The 19348-nt window shown below is 42.2% G+C and carries 16 protein-coding genes and 1 pseudogene; 14 read left to right on the top strand and 3 right to left on the bottom strand.

From position 1 onward, the window contains the following. Positions 1 to 48: 48 nt before the first annotated feature. From SORDD15_RS04250 to mmuM, 3 genes are all read left to right on the top strand, one after another. Positions 49 to 2355 carry a DNA translocase FtsK gene (locus SORDD15_RS04250; protein ID WP_081102360.1) on the top strand — a complete coding sequence of 769 codons (2307 nt, stop codon included), beginning with the start codon at positions 49 to 51 and terminating at the stop codon, positions 2353 to 2355. Positions 2356 to 2499: 144 nt separating this feature from the next. After that, positions 2500 to 3876 (top strand): amino acid permease, encoded by a 1377-nt coding sequence (locus SORDD15_RS04245; protein WP_061415667.1) that lies wholly within the window; start codon positions 2500 to 2502, stop codon positions 3874 to 3876. 4 nt (positions 3877 to 3880) lie between these two features. Beyond that, positions 3881 to 4825, top strand: coding sequence for a homocysteine S-methyltransferase (gene mmuM, locus SORDD15_RS04240; protein ID WP_061414705.1), 945 nt, complete (start codon positions 3881 to 3883; stop codon positions 4823 to 4825). A 31-nt stretch (positions 4826 to 4856) separates the two neighbouring features. Here mmuM and SORDD15_RS04235 read toward each other — a convergent pair whose 3' ends face one another. Beyond that, positions 4857 to 5282 carry a DUF6556 family protein gene (locus SORDD15_RS04235; protein ID WP_061414702.1) on the bottom strand — a complete coding sequence of 142 codons (426 nt, stop codon included), beginning with the start codon at positions 5280 to 5282 and terminating at the stop codon, positions 4857 to 4859. Positions 5283 to 5441: 159 nt separating this feature from the next. On the opposite strand from SORDD15_RS04235, the gene SORDD15_RS04230 reads away from it, so the two are divergent. The 11 genes and pseudogenes from SORDD15_RS04230 (at position 5442) to SORDD15_RS04180 (ending at position 17051) form a co-directional block, all read left to right on the top strand. Continuing rightward, the gene (locus SORDD15_RS04230; RefSeq protein WP_061414699.1) at positions 5442 to 7493 is read left to right on the top strand and encodes an ABC transporter ATP-binding protein/permease; all 2052 of its coding nucleotides are present in this window, start codon (positions 5442 to 5444) and stop codon (positions 7491 to 7493) included. A 163-nt stretch (positions 7494 to 7656) separates the two neighbouring features. Further along, entirely contained in the window at positions 7657 to 7914 is a 258-nt protein-coding gene (locus SORDD15_RS04225) for a hypothetical protein (protein WP_231097629.1), read from the top strand. A gap of 160 nt (positions 7915 to 8074) precedes the next feature. Beyond that, complete coding sequence (locus tag SORDD15_RS04220; RefSeq protein ID WP_061414693.1) at positions 8075 to 9217, top strand: cysteine desulfurase family protein; 1143 nt, start codon at positions 8075 to 8077, stop codon at positions 9215 to 9217. An 8-nt stretch (positions 9218 to 9225) separates the two neighbouring features. After that, a complete protein-coding gene (gene thiI, locus SORDD15_RS04215; protein ID WP_061414690.1) occupies positions 9226 to 10440 on the top strand; it encodes a tRNA uracil 4-sulfurtransferase ThiI in 1215 nt (404 codons plus the stop codon). Positions 10441 to 10576: 136 nt separating this feature from the next. Next, complete coding sequence (locus tag SORDD15_RS04210) at positions 10577 to 11401, top strand: alpha/beta hydrolase (RefSeq protein WP_061414686.1); 825 nt, start codon at positions 10577 to 10579, stop codon at positions 11399 to 11401. 18 nt (positions 11402 to 11419) lie between these two features. Continuing rightward, positions 11420 to 12161 (top strand): annotated as a pseudogene (locus SORDD15_RS04205) (esterase family protein). A 12-nt stretch (positions 12162 to 12173) separates the two neighbouring features. Continuing rightward, complete coding sequence (locus SORDD15_RS04200; RefSeq protein WP_061414683.1) at positions 12174 to 13340, top strand: ATP-grasp domain-containing protein; 1167 nt, start codon at positions 12174 to 12176, stop codon at positions 13338 to 13340. Between the two features lie 157 nt (positions 13341 to 13497). Next, positions 13498 to 14367, top strand: a complete 870-nt coding sequence (gla, locus tag SORDD15_RS04195; RefSeq protein ID WP_061414680.1) for an aquaglyceroporin Gla — start codon at positions 13498 to 13500, stop codon at positions 14365 to 14367. A 111-nt stretch (positions 14368 to 14478) separates the two neighbouring features. Beyond that, entirely contained in the window at positions 14479 to 15204 is a 726-nt protein-coding gene (locus SORDD15_RS04190) for a CppA N-terminal domain-containing protein (RefSeq protein WP_061414676.1), read from the top strand. Continuing rightward, the gene (locus tag SORDD15_RS04185; RefSeq protein ID WP_061414673.1) at positions 15201 to 16136 is read left to right on the top strand and encodes a serine hydrolase domain-containing protein; all 936 of its coding nucleotides are present in this window, start codon (positions 15201 to 15203) and stop codon (positions 16134 to 16136) included. The genes SORDD15_RS04190 and SORDD15_RS04185 overlap by 4 nt, the downstream gene beginning before the upstream one ends. Before the next feature lie 9 nt (positions 16137 to 16145). Further along, the gene (locus SORDD15_RS04180; RefSeq protein WP_061414670.1) at positions 16146 to 17051 is read left to right on the top strand and encodes a DMT family transporter; all 906 of its coding nucleotides are present in this window, start codon (positions 16146 to 16148) and stop codon (positions 17049 to 17051) included. Between the two features lie 44 nt (positions 17052 to 17095). Here SORDD15_RS04180 and SORDD15_RS04175 read toward each other — a convergent pair whose 3' ends face one another. Together SORDD15_RS04175 and rsmG are read right to left on the bottom strand one after the other, a co-directional pair. Beyond that, a complete protein-coding gene (locus tag SORDD15_RS04175; protein ID WP_061414667.1) occupies positions 17096 to 18379 on the bottom strand; it encodes a uracil-xanthine permease family protein in 1284 nt (427 codons plus the stop codon). A gap of 239 nt (positions 18380 to 18618) precedes the next feature. After that, positions 18619 to 19332: a 16S rRNA (guanine(527)-N(7))-methyltransferase RsmG gene (rsmG, locus tag SORDD15_RS04170; RefSeq protein WP_061414664.1), complete on the bottom strand. Its 714-nt coding sequence runs from the start codon at positions 19330 to 19332 to the stop codon at positions 18619 to 18621. Positions 19333 to 19348: the final 16 nt, after the last annotated feature.

Genomic DNA, 19348 nt, shown 5'->3' with positions numbered 1-19348 from the left:
ATCTTTTTCTCTATTCGAAATGGCTGTGAAATATGGTATAATAAAAGAATGGCAAACAAGAATACTACAAAAACAAGACGGAGACCGTCTAAAGCAGAACTCGAAAGAAAACAGGCTATCCAGAGGATGTTGATTTCCTTAGGAATTGCCTTATTGTTGATTATTGCAGCCCTCAAACTCGGCGCGGCAGGTGTCACACTTTACAATCTCATTCGACTGGTGGTCGGAAGTTTGGCCTATGTGGCCATTGGTGCCCTTCTCATTTATCTTTTTCTATTTAAATGGATCCGCAAGCAGGAAGGGCTTCTGTCAGGATTTCTCTGTATCTTTGCTGGCTTGCTCTTGATTTTTGAGGCCTACTTGGTATGGAAATATGGCTTGGAGCAGTCAGTTCTAAAAGGGACCCTGTCTCAAGTTATGACGGACCTGACTGGTATGCGGGTGACTAGCTTCGCCGGTGGAGGCTTGCTTGGTGTTGGACTCTATATCCCCATATCCTTTCTTTTCTCCAATATCGGATCGTACTTTATTGGAGTTCTCTTGATTCTAGTTGGGGCACTCTTGGTTAGTCCTTGGTCTATTTATGATGTCGCAGCCTTTATTGGAGCTCAGTTCAGATCCTTCATGGAAAAACAGGAACAGAGAAAACAGGAACGCTTCATCAAGAGAGAAGAAGAGAAGGCTCGTCAAGAAGCTGAAGAAGCAGCCAGAATTCAGAGAGAACAAGAAGAACAGGATGCATTACCGCTTCCTCCTGTAGATCCTGAAACGGGAGAAATCTTATCAGAGGTACCAGACTACGATTTCCCCCCAACTCCTGAGGAAGAATGGATCGAACCGGAGATTATCCTCCCTCAAACTGATTTTGACGTTCCAGATGTGGAAGAAGACTTTGAGGATGAAGAGGTGCAGGTTGATTTTTCTGCCAAGGAAGCCCTCGAATACAAGCTACCAAGCTTGCAACTCTTTGCGCCAGATAAACCCAAAGATCAGTCCAAGGAAAAGAAGATTGTTCGAGAAAATATCAAAATCCTAGAAGAAACCTTTGCTAGCTTTGGTATCAAGGTGACGGTGGAACGAGCTGAAATTGGACCATCAGTTACCAAGTATGAAGTCAAACCAGCAGTCGGTGTACGGGTTAACCGCATTTCCAATCTTGCAGATGACTTAGCGCTGGCTCTAGCAGCAAAGGATGTTCGGATTGAGGCTCCGATTCCTGGTAAATCCTTAGTCGGAATTGAAGTGCCCAACTCTGAGATTGCGACCGTTTCCTTCCGTGAACTCTGGGAACAGTCTCAGACTAAACCAGAAAATCTCCTTGAAATACCTCTAGGTAAGGCTGTCAATGGAACTGCTCGAACCTTTGACCTTTCCAAGATGCCCCACCTACTCGTTGCAGGTTCGACGGGATCAGGGAAATCAGTTGCAGTTAATGGTATTATCGCGAGCATTCTCATGAAAGCAAGACCAGACCAGGTCAAGTTTATGATGGTGGATCCAAAGATGGTTGAGTTATCTGTTTACAACGACATTCCTCACCTCTTGATTCCAGTTGTGACCAATCCACGCAAGGCCAGCAAGGCTCTGCAAAAGGTTGTGGATGAGATGGAAAATCGTTACGAACTCTTTGCTAAGGTTGGAGTACGAAATATCGCTGGTTACAATGCCAAGGTCGAGGAATTTAATAGCCAATCTGAGTACAAACAAGTGCCCCTGCCTTTGATTGTTGTCATTGTGGACGAGTTGGCTGACCTTATGATGGTGGCCAGCAAGGAAGTGGAAGATGCTATCATCCGTCTCGGGCAGAAGGCACGTGCTGCAGGGATTCACATGATTCTCGCAACGCAGCGCCCATCGGTTGATGTCATCTCTGGTCTTATCAAGGCCAATGTTCCATCACGTGTGGCTTTTGCAGTTTCATCAGGTACAGATTCACGAACCATCTTGGATGAGAATGGAGCAGAAAAACTGCTCGGTCGAGGAGATATGCTCTTTAAACCAATTGATGAAAATCATCCAGTCCGTCTGCAAGGCTCCTTTATCTCGGATGATGATGTTGAACGTATCGTAAACTTCATCAAGGCTCAGGCAGATGCGGACTACGATGAAAGCTTTGACCCAGGAGATGTTCCTGAAAATGAAGGAGATTTTTCTGATGGTGAAGCTGGTGGCGATCCGCTTTTTGAAGAAGCTAAGGCTTTGGTTATCGAAACCCAGAAAGCTAGTGCCTCCATGATTCAGCGTCGTTTGTCAGTCGGTTTTAACCGTGCAACCCGCCTTATGGAAGAACTGGAATTAGCTGGTGTTATCGGACCAGCTGAAGGAACCAAACCTAGAAAAGTTTTGCAGCAATAAGCCTTAAAAGACTTCTTTCCACTCAGGAGAGAAGTTTTTGTGATAGGTTTTCTTTATCAGAGCGATAGAGAAAATATATGAAAGAGCAGGCAGTTTCATGATAAAATGAAAGAATATGAAAAGGAGGAATTTATGTCAGAAAAGATTGAAAATCATCAGTTTGAGGGTGAAGGCGAATTTCAACGCAAGATGACCAGTCGTCATCTCTTTATGCTTTCCCTAGGAGGCGTTATTGGAACGGGCTTGTTCCTAAGTTCAGGCTATACCATTGCCCAAGCAGGTCCCTTAGGAGCTATTTTGTCCTATTTGGTCGGAGCAGTCGTTGTTTATTTGGTTATGTTGTCGCTAGGTGAACTAGCAGTAGCTATGCCGGTGACAGGCTCATTTCATACCTATGCGACCAAATTTATCAGTCCCGGAACTGGTTTTACCGTAGCGTGGCTTTACTGGCTTTGCTGGACGGTAGCTCTGGGGACGGAATTTTTGGGAGCAGGACTTTTGATGGGCCGTTGGTTTCCGGATATTCCTGCTTGGATTTTCGCGACCATCTTTGCCCTTGTCATTTTTGGGTTAAATGCCCTTAGTGTGCGATTTTTTGCAGAGGCAGAGTTTTATTTTTCTAGCATCAAAGTAATCGCTATTGTTCTCTTTATTCTCTTGGGACTTGGTGCCATCTTTGGTGTCCTTCCCTTAGCTGGTCAGTCTGAAGCTCCCTATTTCAGCAATCTAATTAGTCATGGAGCCTTTCCTAATGGAATCATGGCTGTCGTTTCGGTTATGTTAGCTGTTAATTATGCTTTTTCAGGAACTGAGCTGATTGGGATTGCAGCTGGCGAGACAGATAATCCTAAAGAAGCGGTTCCGCGAGCCATCAAAACTACAATTGGGCGCTTGGTTATTTTCTTTGTCTTGACCATTTTGGTTTTGGCTTCTCTTTTACCTTTAGAGGAGGCTGGTGTAACCCAAGCTCCCTTTGTGACCGTGTTTGATAAAATCGGGATTCCCTATGCTGCTGATATCATGAACTTTGTCATTTTAACCTCGATTTTATCTGCGGGAAATTCTGGACTTTACGCCTCTAGTCGCATGCTCTGGTCCTTGGCAAATGAAGGCATGATTAGCAAGAAAGTCGTGAAAATCAATCAACATGGGGTGCCGATGCGGGCTCTCCTCCTGTCCATGATTGGGGCAGTTCTAGCACTCTTTGCCAGCATCTATGCAGCTGACACTGTCTTTCTTGCCTTGGTTTCCATCGCAGGATTTGCTGTAGTAGTGGTTTGGCTCTCCATTCCCCTCGCTCAAATTCGCTTCCGAAAAGAATGGCTCAAAGAGCATAGCGAGAATGAACTTGCTTATAAGACCCCTTTTAACCCATACTTGCCTTATGTGACCATCTTGTTATTGATTGTTTCGATTATTGGAATTGCCTTGGATGAATCGCAACGACCTGGGCTTTACTTTGGTTTGCCCTTTATGGCTGTAACCTATCTTTACTATTATCTTGTTCATAAAAAGTGGTGATACTATGGGAATTTTAAAAGAACTCTTAGAAAAAAAGCAAGTGCTCCTTTTAGATGGAGCACTAGGAACAGAACTGGAGTTGCAGGGACATGACATCTCTGGAAAACTCTGGTCTGCCAAATATCTGGTAGGCGATCCTAGCGTTTTAGTGGATCTCCATGCCCAGTATGTGGCAGCGGGTAGCGACTTAATTACCAGTGCAAGCTACCAAGCCAGCCTAACAGGATTTTTGGAGGAAGGCTTGAGTTTAGAAGCAGCCAAGGCAGCTCTGACTTCAACGATTGGTTTAGCACGACAAGGAATCGAAAGAGCCTGGTCACACTTACCTGAGAAGGAGAAAGAGAAGCGCATCTATCCACTGGTCGGAGCCAGTATCGGACCTTACGCAGCCTATCTGGCAGATGGGTCTGAATACACGGGGCATTATCCAATCGGTCGCAAGGAACTGGAGGCATTTCATCTGGAAAGGATGGAACTGCTTGTCGAAGCAGGAGCGGACTATCTGGCTCTTGAAACCATTCCAAATAAGCTTGAGACTGAAGTTTTGCTCTCGCTCCTGGATAAATTTCCACAAGTAGATGCCTATATTTCTTTTTGCTCCCAGGATGGCAAAAGGATTTCAGATGGCACTCCCATCGAGGAAGTCGGTCAACTTTGTGAGTCAGTAGAAAACCTCGTGGCGGTTGGCCTCAATTGCACAGCACCACGTCACATCACTCCATTGTTAGAGAAGCTGTCAATTGTCACTAAGAAACCCTTGTTAGCCTATCCAAACTCAGGCGAGATTTATGATGGGGAACTAAAATGCTGGCATGAGGCACCAGCAGAAGAAGGTAGTTTAGTTGAAAATAGTCAAACGTGGATCAAATCCGGTGTACAACTCTTAGGCGGCTGTTGCAGAACCAGACCAGCAGATATTGCCAATTTGCGCAAAGCTCTGTTTGAATAACGAAAAACCACCGTGGTTGCGGTGGTTCTTTTTATGGATTAGTGCTGTTTCCCGTACTTGGAGTTGAACTTGTATCTGTATTCTGGCTATTAGATGCCAGAGTTTCTGAGGCAGTCGTTTGGGTATTAGCATCTGATTTTTGCTCATTTTTGCTACTAGAAGCAGGAGTTTCTTCTGTTGTCTTTTCTTGACTAAGGTCACTTCCTTGATTGGCAGTGGTATTTTCCTGAGGGACTTCTTTCTGAATTTCCTTGACAATCGTCGTTTGGGGCGTTGAGTTGTCCTTCTGTTTATCCTGATTTTTATTCATGGCGTTCATAATGGTGATAGTAGCGGTGATTAGACCTAGGATACTACCGATGGTAGCAATCGTTTTTTGAAAGACAGTAAATCCCTTTTTGATGTGTTCTGTTTTTGCTTTAGGTTTTGAACTTGAAGTTCTACGATAGTTAGACATGATACTCTCCTTTGATTATGATTTATTATACCTCATTTCTTTAAAAAAATCTTAAAAGAAGGAGATTTTTCTACACGAACTTCAGTAGTCTTAGTTGAAATAAATATAATTTATGATAAAGTAAAATTAAGAAAGCGGTTACAAAAAGGAGGGCGTTTTATGTTCGAAATCAGAAACTTGAGTCTTTCTTTTACAGGTAGGCAGTTGCTAGAGCCGACAGATTTGATATTTGAAAGGGGAAAAGTATATACAATATATGGGAAGTCGGGCGTAGGAAAATCTTCTTTACTAAATAAAATTGGTTTAATCTCTGCTAGTGACCCTAGTGTTTCCTATTTCTTTGATGGAAAAGAGATTGATACCGAAAATAAGAAATCAGTCTCTGCCTTTATAGCTGAAGAAATCGCCTTTGTATTTCAAGGTCAAAATCTAATAAATGATTTGGCCGTATATGAAAATTTAAGACTAGCTTTAAACTTTTATGACTTGGGTCCAGATGAAATAGAAAGCAAAATTGATACAGTATTGGCGGATTTACAGATTTCTTCTTTAAAGCATGCTTATCCAGAAGATTTATCCGGTGGTGAAGAACAACGAGTGGCAATCGCAAGAGCCTTAGTTACAGAAAAGACTCTCATCCTAGCTGATGAACCAACAAGTTCCTTGGATAAAGAAAATAGAGAAAAAGTCTCCTCTTTGTTGATTGATCTAGCTCACAAATATCATAAAATTGTATTGATTGTTTCACATGATGAGGCGATGATTGAAAAAGGAGATGTTCAGCTTCATTTTAAAGACCATCAATTAGTTGGGAATGGTCATATTTTGAATTCTGATGAAGGGAGAAAGGATTCTAAAAAATGGTCTTCCCATTTGTTACCTTCTCACACAAAATTATCCGTTTTGAAGCATAGAAGACCTTTTTTACCTAGATTATTAGCATTTTTTATCGCATTTGTAGTTGCTATAGCAGTCACTTCTATTCATTTTCAGTCCTTATTTGCAGATAAGTATCACCAACTGGTGAACAACTCACTCGAAAATGGCTTCTTGGTGATTCATGATTCGCTTCATTTAAAAACTACAAAAGTATTGGATGATTTTCTCAGTTTTGATAAGGAGGAAATCACCTCAATTAGCACAAGTCAGAATATTCAAACCGTTAAGCCTTATATAGAGTTTCTCTCTTTAGGGATGACGTTTGATAATTCAAAAGACTATTCACAACTTCAAAAGAACTTTCAGCCAACTTTGACGATTGATGGTCAGACCAGAAGTTTGACAAGAAATTTTTCAATTCAACCCTTGTATCAGACAAATACAACACAGAGGCAGATAGAGTATTTTGATAGGAGCAATGAAAAAGGGATTTATCTATCTGAGCAGTTCATTTCAGATGAAAAACTACCCAATATCGTATCGGGTTCTACCGTGACACTGACTTTTTACATTCCAATTTCTTTATATGAATCCAGTATAGAGAAAGAGGGGAATGTATTGAAAGGAGATGGCGATTTATTTGTCAAAGTGGAGAAAACCTATCCTGTTTTAGGCATCGTTAAAAAAAGTTATCCGTTTGAATATTCCCCTCATGGGAACACCCTATTTATGAATATTGCTGAAATGGAAGAATTGCAAAATAAAGCAATTCAACAGCATCCCATGACGAAGATGACTTTGGATGGTTTTCCTTTGAAATCATGGATGCCGAGTGCTGTTCATGTGTTGCTAAAGGATAGCGGTGCTATTCCTGAAGAATTGAGCAGGATAAGAGCCATCTCTCCACAAATTACCATTCTATCCTCATATGAAAACTATGAAGAATTTAATAAAGGACTCACCTATATAAGGCAATTTTTAATGCTACTCTCCCTAGTCCTTCTCATCCTTGTCATCGCAGTATTGTCCTTTGTTTTCTTTTTGCTCAATCGTCCTCGACGCTTTGAAGTAGGGATTTTAAAATCTTTAGGATACAGTACTCAGAATATTGTTTGGCTTTTCTTAAAAGAATTAATCGGTTATAGTAAAACGATTTCGCTCTTAGCAAGTTGTGTTCTCGTTATTCTTTCCATTTTAGCCATTCAAGTGCTTCAATTGGAAATCTCTGCTGTTTTTCAATTCTATCTAACTTCCGTTTTCACTTTAATTGGCTTATCAGTTTCAGTACTGATCATCAGTGGCTTACTTCCTATATCCACAACTTGTAGGTAAACAGTGGTGGATACTATCCGAAAGAATGGATGAGGTGTCATCATGAAACAAGAAGATAATAAAGAAAATCATTGTAGCGGTGTTTACTAGCCTATTGGTAACATTCTCAAATCAGGTACATGCAGGATATGTCAGTAAATCTAGTTCTTTAGATGGGTATAGTTTGGTAGGTTTGAATGTTCTTAATGTGACTTTTCATGCTTCTGGCTATTCTTATGCTTATAGTGGCAGTGTGTCAAATATGTATTTCACTGACTGGGCTTGGTTTCCTAATACGATCAGCAATCGTTCCACTTGGAAAAGTTCGATTCCCTATGGTCAACGTGCAAATGGTACAGTCCAGATAGGTGTAGGAGTCAATTCTCCTTGGGGAGCGGTTAATCTCTGGGGCGGACAACATTACTTTTCTTTAGATTTTTAATAGAGATAATCAAAGTTAGATAGAATGAAACAGAATACTCTTGGTGATGGTATCAAGAGTATTTTATGTTATTCAGATTAATGTAAACATTGCCCTTTCTTGTCGCAGGTCTCTTTTCGTGATACAATAGAGGGAGTGATTTTAGAAAGCGTGAGAAAACATGATCTACTTTGATAATTCGGCGACAACCAAGCCTTATCCTGAAGCACTTGAAACTTACATGCAGGTCGCTTCAAAAATTGTAGGAAATCCGTCTAGTCTCCATCGTTTGGGAGATCAGGCAACACGAATTTTAGATGCTTCCCGGCAGCAAATTGCAGATTTGATTGGCAAGAAGAGTGAGGAAATCTTCTTTACCTCTGGTGGAACAGAAGGAGATAACTGGGTCATCAAAGGTGTGGCCTTTGAAAAAGCCCAGTTTGGCAAGCACATTATCGTATCAGCTATTGAACATCCTGCGGTCAAGGAGTCAGCTCTTTGGCTGAAAAGTCAAGGTTTTGAGGTGGACTTTGCTCCAGTAGATGATAAGGGATTTGTGGATGTGGAGGCGTTAGGAAGTTTGATTCGCCCTGATACGACCCTCGTTTCTATCATGGCAGTAAACAATGAAATCGGCTCTATTCAACCTATCAAGGCTATCTCAGAACTTTTGGCAGATAAGCCGACCATTTCTTTCCACGTTGATGGCGTTCAAGCTCTGGCTAAGATCCCGACAGACAAGTATTTGACGGACCGAGTAGATTTTGCTACTTTCTCTAGCCACAAATTTCATGGTGTCCGTGGTGTTGGCTTTGTCTATGTTAAGTCTGGCAAGAAAATTACGCCTTTGTTAACGGGTGGCGGTCAGGAGCGTGATTATCGTTCGACGACTGAAAATGTCGCTGGGATTGCTGCTACGGCTAAGGCTCTTCGTTTGGCTATGGAGAAACAGGACTTGTTCGCGAGCAAGACAGCCCAGATGAAGGCCGTTATTCGCCAAGCTCTTTTCGATTATCCCGATATTTTGGTCTTTTCGGATGAGGAGGAGTTTGCCCCTCATATCCTGACTTTTGGGATCAAGGGCGTGCGTGGTGAAGTCATTGTTCACGCTTTTGAAGACTACGATATTTTCATTTCCACGACCTCTGCTTGCTCGTCCAAGGCAGGGAAACCTGCGGGAACCTTGATCGCTATGGGAGTGAATAATGACAAGGCTCAGTCCGCCGTACGTCTCAGTCTGGACCTTGAAAATGATATGAGTCAGGTTGAGCAGTTCTTGACCAAGCTAAAATTAATTTACAATCAAACTAGAAAAGTAAGATAGGAGTATCCATGCAGTATTCAGAAATTATGATTCGCTACGGAGAGTTGTCAACCAAGGGCAAAAACCGTATGCGTTTCATCAACAAACTTCGTAATAATATCTCGGACGTTTTGTCTATCTATCCCCAAGTTAAGGTGACAGCTGATCGCGACCGTGCTCACGCTTACCTGAATGGAGCCGACTACATAGCAGTTGCAGAATCACTAAAACAAGTCTTTGGAATTCAAAACTTTTCTCCTGTTTATAAGGTAGAAAAGTCTGTGGAAATTCTGAAGTCTTCTGTCCAAGAGATTATGACAGATATCTACAAGGAAGGTATGACCTTTAAGATTTCTAGTAAGCGTAGCGACCACAACTTTGAACTTGACAGTCGTGAACTCAATCAAACTCTCGGTGGAGCAGTATTCGAAGCTATTCCAAATGTCCAAGCTCAAATGAAAAATCCTGATATCAATCTTCAGGTGGAGATTCGTGAGGAAGCGGCTTATCTTTCTTATGAAACTATTCGTGGAGCAGGTGGCTTGCCTGTGGGAACTTCTGGTAAAGGTATACTCATGTTGTCAGGAGGGATTGACTCACCTGTGGCAGGTTATCTTGCTCTTAAACGAGGGGTAGATATTGAGGCGGTTCACTTTGCCAGTCCGCCATACACGAGTCCTGGTGCCCTTAAGAAAGCCCAAGATTTGACCCGTAAATTGACCAAGTTTGGCGGCAATATCCAGTTTATCGAGGTGCCTTTCACAGAGATTCAAGAGGAAATCAAGGCTAAAGCGCCAGAAGCCTACCTCATGACCTTGACGCGTCGTTTTATGATGCGGATTACCGACCGTATTCGTGAGATACGAAATGGTTTAATTATCATTAATGGGGAAAGTCTTGGTCAAGTAGCCAGCCAGACCTTGGAAAGCATGCAGACTATCAACGCTGTGACCAGCACTCCTATCATTCGTCCCGTGGTTACCATGGACAAGTTGGAAATCATTGATATCGCGCAGGAAATCGATACCTTTGAAATTTCAATCCAGCCTTTTGAGGACTGCTGTACTATTTTTGCACCTGACCGTCCTAAGACCAATCCTAAGATAGAGAATGCAGAGCAGTATGAAAAACGCATGGATGTTGAAGGCTTGGTTGAGCGAGCAGTGGCTGGGATTATGATTACTGAAATCACTCCCCAGGTTGAAAAAGATGCTGTCGATGAGTTAATTGACAATCTCCTCTAATCAGAAAATCCAGAAGAATTCAGAAAAACAAATGAAGAAAGTTAGTTATTTATCCTTAAAATGGACATTAACTGACTTTTTTTCTATTTTTATGGTATAATAAGATAAAATTTTGAATATAGAGAGTTTTCTGACAATGAATCATTCCTACTTTTATTTAAAAATGAAAGAACACAAACTCAAGGTTCCTTATACTGGAAAAGAGCGTCGTGTGCGTGTTCTTCTGCCTAAGGACTACGAGAAAGACACAGACCGTTTTTATCCTGTAGTTTACTTTCATGATGGGCAAAATGTCTTTTACAGCAAGGAGTCTTATATCGGGCACTCTTGGAAGATTATTCCGGCCATTAAGCGGAATCCTGATATCAGTCGCATGATTGTCGTTGCCATAGATAATGATGGTATGGGGCGGATGAATGAGTATGCAGCTTGGAAGTTTCAAGAATCTCCTATCCCAGGTCAGCAGTTTGGTGGTAAGGGTGTGGAGTATGCCGAGTTTGTCATGGAGGTGGTCAAGCCTTTTATCGATGAAACCTATCGTACCAAAGCTGATCGCCAGCACACGGCTATGATTGGTTCGTCGCTAGGAGGCAATATCACCCAGTTTATCGGACTAGAGTACCAAGACCGAATTGGTTGTCTAGGTATCTTCTCATCTGCCAATTGGCTTCACCAAGAAGCCTTTAACCGCTATATCGAGCGTAAGAAATTGTCGCCTGAACAGCGCATTTTCATCTATGTAGGAACAGAAGAAGCAGACGATACGGACAAGACCTTGATGGCTGACAACATCAAGCAAGCCTATATCGACTCGTCGCTTCGCTATTACCGTGATTTGATTGCGGGTGGAGTAGGCTTGGATAATCTTGTCTTGAAAGTTCAGTCTGGTGCCATCCATAGTGAAATCCCTTGGTCGGAAAATTTGCCAGACTGTCTCCGATTTTTTGCAGAGAAATGGTAAGTTAAGAAAGGAGAAAATATGCATATTGAAAACCTCAGCCACTGGAGTGGCAATCTCAACCGTGAAATGTACCTCAACCGTTATGGACATGCTGGGATTCCAGTTGTTGTTTTTGCTTCATCTGGTGGCAGTCACAACGAATACTATGATTTTGGTATGATAGATGCCTGTGCTTCCTTTATCGAGGAGGGACGCGTCCAGTTCTTTACTCTCTCCAGCGTAGACAGTGAGAGCTGGCTAGCCACTTGGAAAAATGGTCATGACCAAGCGGAGATGCATCGTGCCTACGAACGCTATGTGATTGAGGAGGCCATTCCTTTTATCAAGCATAAGACAGGTTGGTTTGACGGAATGATGACGACAGGTTGCTCGATGGGGGCTTACCATGCACTCAATTTCTTTCTCCAGCATCCAGATGTCTTTACCAAGGTGATTGCCCTCAGTGGTGTTTACGACGCACGTTTCTTCGTTGGTGATTACTACAATGACGATGCAATTTACCAAAACTCACCTGTTGATTATATCTGGAATCAAAACGACGGCTGGTTTATTGATCGTTACCGTCAGGCAGAAATCGTCGTTTGTACGGGACTTGGTGCCTGGGAACAAGACGGTCTACCATCTTTCTACAAGCTTAAAGAAGCCTTTGACCAGAAACAAATTCCAGCCTGGTTTGCTGAATGGGGACACGATGTCGCCCACGACTGGGAATGGTGGCGCAAACAAATGCCCTATTTTCTTTGGACACCTGTATCTATAAAAGGAGTTGCCTATGAATTACCTTGTTATTTCTCCCTACTATCCGCAAAACTTCCAACAATTTACCATCGAGCTAGCCAATAAAGGCATCACCGTTTTGGGAATTGGTCAGGAGCCTTACGAGCAACTAGATGAACCTTTGCGCAATAGCCTAACCGAGTATTTCCGTGTAGACAATCTTGAGAACATAGACGAAGTCAAGCGTGCAGTTGCCTTTCTGTTCTACAAGCATGGACCAATCGACCGCATCGAATCTCACAATGAATACTGGCTTGAGCTGGACGCAACACTCAGAGAGCAATTCAATGTTTTTGGTGCCAAACCAGAGGATCTCAAAAAGACGAAATATAAGTCTGAGATGAAGAAACTTTTCAAAAAAGCAGGCGTCCCTGTGGTACCTGGTGCTGTTATCCAGACGGAAGCAGATGTGAATAAAGCTGTGAACGAAATCGGTCTACCAATGATTGCCAAACCTGACAATGGAGTGGGAGCAGCAGCGACCTTTAAGCTTGAGACAGAAGACGATGTAAATCACTTTAAGGCTGAATGGGACCATTCAACCGTGTATTTCTTTGAGAAATTTGTCACTTCTAGCGAAATCTGTACCTTTGACGGACTTGTGGACAAGGATGGTAATATCGTCTTTTCAACGACTTTTGACTACGCCCATACACCACTTGATCTCATGATTTATAAGATGGACAATTCCTACTATGTACTCAAGGATATGGATCCCAAACTGCGCAAGTATGGTGAGGCCATAGTCAAGGAATTTGGAATGAGAGAACGCTTTTTCCATATCGAGTTCTTCCGTGACGGGGACGACTACATTGCCATTGAGTACAATAACCGTCCTGCAGGTGGTTTTACCATTGATGTTTATAACTTCGCTCACTCCTTGGACCTCTATCGAGGTTATGCGACGATTGTTGCAGGTGAAGAGTTCCCAGCATCAGAGTTTGAACCACAATACTGTTTAGCTACATCACGTCGTGCCAATACAAACTATGCCTATTCAGAAGAAGACTTGCTTGCTAAGTACAGCCAGCAATTCAAGGTCAAAAAAATCATGCCCGCAGCCTTTGCAGAGCTACAAGGGGACTACCTTTATATGCTGACTACTCCGAGTCGCCAAAAGATGGAGCAGATGATTGTAGACTTTGGTCAACGTCAAGAATAACGAATAGGATGAAAGGAGTTTGACTCCTTTCATCCTATTCTTAAAGATAAGTTAAATAAAGCGTTTTCCATAGATTCTTTTAGAAAAGATATTGCTAAAAGGCCTAAAAATTGATAGAATAAGGAATGTCTAAAAAAATTTAAGGAGAATCTATCAAATGGATTTTACATGGGCTATTAAATATGCCACAGAATTCTTGGGAACTGCTATTTTGATCATTCTTGGTAATGGTGCAGTTGCTAACGTTGAACTTAAAGGTACGAAAGGTCACCAAAGTGGCTGGCTCGTTATCGCGGTTGGTTATGGTATGGGGGTTATGATCCCAGCTTTGATGTTTGGTAATGTATCTGGTAACCACATCAACCCAGCTTTCACTCTTGGACTTGCTGTTAGTGGACTTTTCTCTTGGGAGCAAGTACCATATTACATCCTAGCACAAGTTTTGGGAGCAATCTTCGGTCAAGCTTTGGTTGTAGCGACTCACCGTCCTTACTACTTGAAGACAGAAAACCCTAACAATATCTTGGGTACCTTCTCAACAATTTCAAGCATCGACCACGGTACAAAAGAATCACGTTTTGCAGCTACTATTAACGGATTCCTCAATGAGTTTGTAGGTTCATTTGTTCTTTTCTTTGCAGCACTTGGTTTGACTAAAAACTTCTTTGGTGCTGAGGTTCTTCAATACATGAAACAAATGGCTACTCAAGCTGGACAAACTGTTGATTTAAGTGAATTGGCAGTGAAAGCTCAAGTAGCTCCACATACAGCTGCTGGGATTTCAGTTGCGCACTTGGCACTTGGTTTCCTAGTGATGGCCTTGGTAACTTCACTTGGTGGACCTACTGGACCTGGTTTGAACCCAGCTCGTGACTTTGGACCACGTCTTCTTCACGAACTCCTTCCAAAATCAGTTCTTGGTCAACACAAGGGTGATTCAAAATGGTGGTATGCATGGGTTCCAGTTGTAGCTCCAATTGCAGCGGGTATTGCAGCAGTAGCATTATTTAAACTACTTTACCTATAAGAAATGAAACTGGGAAATCCCAGTTTTTTTGTTGATAAATTTCTAAAATAAAATAGATAGGGCTTGTAAAATATTCGAAAATCCTTTAAAATAAAAGAGTTGGAGGAATTTATGAATGTGAATGAGATTGTTCGGATCGTTCCGACTTTAAAAGTTAATAATCGAAAATTAAATGAAAGATTTTACATTGAAACCCTGGGGATGAAACCTTTGCTGGAAGAGTCTGCCTTTATTTCTCTAGGTGATCAGACAGGTACGGAGAGATTGATTTTAGAAGAGTCTCCAAGCATGCGAACACGCAGAGTTGAAGGACTTAAGAAGCTAGCTAGACTCTTGATAAAGGTTGAGAATCCTTCTGAAATCGAGGGTCTTCTTTCTCAGATGAAGTCTCTTCCTCGCCTATTTAAAGGTAACCGTGGGTATGCTTTTGAGATTGTCTCTCCTGAAGAGGATGTGATCCTTGTTCATGCAGAAAATGATATAAGAGATTTGGTTCCACTGGAAACCGTTCCTGAATTTTATTCAAATACAAGTATAAAATACGTGAGTCAATTTGAGGTTTCTATGGAGTTGCGTTTACCTGAAGGGATAGAGAGTTTACTTGATCCTGAAGGAGTAGCGCCAGCAATCACCTTTACTAAAGGGCAAGGAGCAGATTTGGCTGTTGAAAATAATGTCACTTGGGACCTGACGATGTTGAAATTTTTAGTCAAGAATTTTGATCTAACCAGTCTTCGTCAGAAATTTGAAAAGACAGGCTACTTTGTCCCTAAGTCTGAAAAATTCTTCCTTGGTAAAGATACCAATAACATTGAATTGTGGTTTGAAGAAGCATGAAGTTGGAAAAAATTCTAAGAAAAATAGAAAATCAAATCGAGGCAGGGATTTATCCCGGAGCCTCTTTTGCGTATTATAAGGATGGTGAATGGAAAGAATCTTATCTAGGATTGAGTGATCCAGAACGGGGCTTAAAGACAGAGAGCGGTTTGGTTTATGATTTGGCGAGTGTGAGTAAGGTCGTGGGAGTGGGGACGGTTTTTACCTTCTTGTGGCAGCAGGACAAATTCGATATTGATCGACCGGTGACGGATTTTTTATCGGAGTGTGATTATCCTGATATCACTATACGGCAACTTTTGACCCATGCCACAGACTTGGACCCCTTTATTCCCAATCGAGACAAGTTAAGTGCAGAGAAATTAAGAGAAGCCATGTTTCACCTCAATAGACGAAATCAGCCAGCCTTCCTATACTCGGACGTTCACTTTTTACTCTTGGGCTTTCTTTTGGAAAAAATCTTTAACCAAGACTTGGATCAGATTATAGAAGAACAAGTTTTGAAACCATGGGGGATGAAAGAGACCAAGTTTGGTCCCGTTGAGGTTGCTGTACCAACAGTGAGAGGAGCGGAGGCCGGAATCATTCACGATCCCAAAGCCCGTCTATTAGGGAAGCACGCTGGAAGTGCTGGTTTGTTTTCGACTGTTAAGGATTTGCAGATCTTTCTGGAACATTACTTGAAAGATGATTTCGCTGTAGGTTTGTGCCGAAATTTTTCTCCCTTAGATGATAAGGAGCGTTCTCTAGCCTGGAATCTGGAAGGGGCTTGGCTCGACCATACGGGCTATACGGGTACCTTTATCATGTGGAATCGAGAGAAACAAGAAGCTGCTATCTTTTTATCCAATCGAACCTATGAGAGGGATGAGCGTGCTCAGTGGATAATCGATCGGAATCAAGTGATGGATATGATTCGTAGGGAAGAGTAGGGGTGAAGCATGTCAAAAACCGTAAAAGGAACTCTATATACAGTAGTGGCAGGGATTGCTTGGGGCTTGTCTGGAACTAGTGGTCAATACCTGATGGCACACGGGATTTCCGCTCTAGTCTTGACCAATTTGCGACTTATCATTGCAGGTTTGGCACTGGTAGTCTTATCCTATGTGACTTCAAAGGATAAACTCCTTTCTTTTTTAAAAGACAGAAAAAGCCTTTTATCTCTGTTGTTATTTGCCTTGTTTGGACTTTTCTTAAACCAGTTTGCCTATCTTTCTGCCATTCAGGAAACCAATGCTGGAACGGCGACAGTTCTCCAATATGTGTGCCCCGTTGGGATTTTGGTTTATACCTGTATGAAAGATAAGGTAGCTCCGACACTGGCTGAGATTATTTCGATTGGATTGGCCATAGGAGGAACTTTTCTGATCGCGACGCACGGGAAAGTTGACCAGTTGTCTATCACACCCCTAGGTCTGTTCTGGGGCCTCTTTTCAGCCTTGACCTATGCTCTTTATATTATTCTTCCAATCACTCTGATTAAGAAATGGGGCAGTATTTTGGTGATTGGTGTGGGCATGGTTATTTCTGGTGTAGGCGCTATTCCCTTTACAGGGGTTTTGCAAGCCAGTATACCGACCAGCTTAGATTTTCTCTTTGCATTTGCTGGGATTATCATCATCGGAACGGTCTTTGCCTATACCGCTTTCCTAAAAGGAGCTAGTCTGATAGGTCCTGTTAAGTCTAGTTTATTTGCTTCCATAGAGCCAATTTCAGCCGTTTTCTTTGCCTTTCTGATTATGAAGGAACAGTTTTATGCGATTGATTTTGTCGGCATGGCCATGATTTTACTAGCCGTGACCATTATTTCATTGAAAGATTTACTGCTGGAAATAAAGAGTAAGTAATAAAATAATCCACTCAATCGAGTGGATTTTGTGTGTATAGATGATTAGTCTTTATTTTCGTGTGGCAAAATCAAGTTTAAGATAATTCCTGTCATGGCTGATAGAGCAGTACCTGAAAGTGTAACTGGGCCAAGTTTGAGGATAGCTCCACCAAGTCCAAGTACCAACATGGCACTTGCGATGATGAGGTTACGCATCTGGCTGAAGTCAACGCGTTCCTTAATCAAAACTTTCAAACCATTGCTGGCGATAACTCCGTAGAGAAGGATGGACATGCCACCGAGCACAGCATTTGGAATGGTTGAAATCAAGGCAGTGAATTTACCTAGGAAGCTAAGAGCAATGGCGATGAAGGCCGCGTTACGGATAACAGAGACAGAAGCGATACGAGTCATCCCGATAACTCCTGTATTTTCTCCGTAAGTCGTATTAGCTGGTCCACCGAGGAAGGCCGATACAGATGTTGCGATACCGTCACCGAGAAGCGTACGGTGAAGACCTGGATCTTTCAAGAATTGACGGCCACAGATTTGACTCAAAACTGTGTGGTCTCCGATGTGTTCTGAAATTGTTACGATTGCAATTGGCAAGATAGCGATTGTTTCAGGACCGAAGTACAAGTTGTACTCTTTAAAGGCTCCACCAGTGCTAAATGGCAAGTAGAAACCAGGAATTTCAAACCAATTGGCTTGAAGGACTGGGGTAAAGTCAACCAAACCAAGCATCATAGCGAAGATATAACCACCGATGATGGCAAAGAGGAAAGGAATGATACGGAGGAAACCTTTTCCTTTTGTATTGATAAAGGCGGCAATCAAGAACGTCACGACAGCTACAAGAGCGTTTTTCCAGTTTCCGTCTGCTACAAGTCCAGCATTCGTTACAGCAGAACCAGCAAGACCAAGACCGATAACGATGATCATTGGTCCGATAATGATTGGGGGCAAGAGTTTGTCAATCCATTTTGTACCTGCAAAACGAACACTTGCTGCTACAAGGACATAGACAAAACCAGTCAAAATAACCCCAGTTTGAGCAGCAGATACATCGCCCCCCATTTCTTTCATGGCTAGTGACATAGCCGTGATAAAGGCGAATGAAGAACCTAGGTAAACTGGAACCTTAAAGCCAGTAGAAATCATGTAGATCAGTGTTCCAATACCGGATGCGAAGAGAGCAACCGATACGGGCATTCCCAAAATTAAGGGAACGAGAATGGTTGCACCAAACATAGCAAACACGTGCTGGAAGCTTAGAAGAATGCCTTTACCAGCAGAAGGACGTTGATCAATGTCTAGTAACAAGTCAACAGTTGATTCCTGTTTCATAAAAACCTCACTTTTGGGCACCAAAAAAGAGCCCATTATTTTGCAGCAATAGGCCCTCAGAGTAAGACTTTTTAAAAAATAGCTATCTTTTAAAAATTTATATAAATCTGCGCCTTCGTCACCTCACAGGATGACATTAAAAACCTTTGCTTAGGATAGTATAGCAGAAAAAAATGATTTTGTAAATCATTTTTTCCCGAGCCCAGAAATGCGAGAGCGAGGTTGATTTTGTAAATTGTTTAAAGTGGGCGTTTGTTGGGCATGCCAGCCTTACGTGGATATTTGTTTGGGGTCTCCTTTTTCTTTTCGACGACAGTGATGTAGCGCGGATCTCCATTTGGTAGGGCATAGCTGAGGTTGTCCTCTACCTTACTAAAGAGGAGGTTGAGGGCATTCTTGGCTTCTAACAATTCCTCTGGGGCATTGCTGGCCTTGAGTGCCAATAGTTTTCCGCCGACTTTAAGATAGGGAATGGTCAGCTCAGACAAAACCTGCATACGAGCAACCGCACGAGCTGTTACAAAGTCATATTGAGCACGGAAGTTTTTGTCTTGGGCAAAGTCTTCTGCCCGCCCATGGTAGAAATGAACTCCGTCCAAATCCAGCTCTTGAGCCAAAAGCTGAAGGAAGTTGATGCGCTTATTTAGCGAATCAATGATGGTCACATCTAACTGAGGATAGAGGATTTTCATGGGTAGACTAGGAAATCCTGCCCCCGCCCCGATATCAAGAAGTTTGATAGTTTCATTTGAAATCAAGCCTTGCAGAATAGGTGCAATTGAATCATAAAAATGTTTGAGATAAACTTCTTCCTTGTCTGTAATAGCGGTCAGGTTAATCTTTTCATTCCATTCGACCAAGACCTCAAAATAGCGTTCAAATTGGTTCTTTTGCTGGTCCGAAAGTGGAAGATTTTGCTCGGCAAGCAAGTTGTAAAATGTTTCTGGTTTCATAGTTATTTCCTTCTTT

The sequence above is a fragment of the Streptococcus oralis genome (assembly GCF_001578935.1).
Taxonomy (GTDB): Bacteria; Bacillota; Bacilli; order Lactobacillales; family Streptococcaceae; genus Streptococcus; species Streptococcus oralis_R.
The sequence above is the reverse complement of the archived record's forward strand: the minus strand, read 5'-3'. Positions and strand labels throughout refer to the sequence as shown.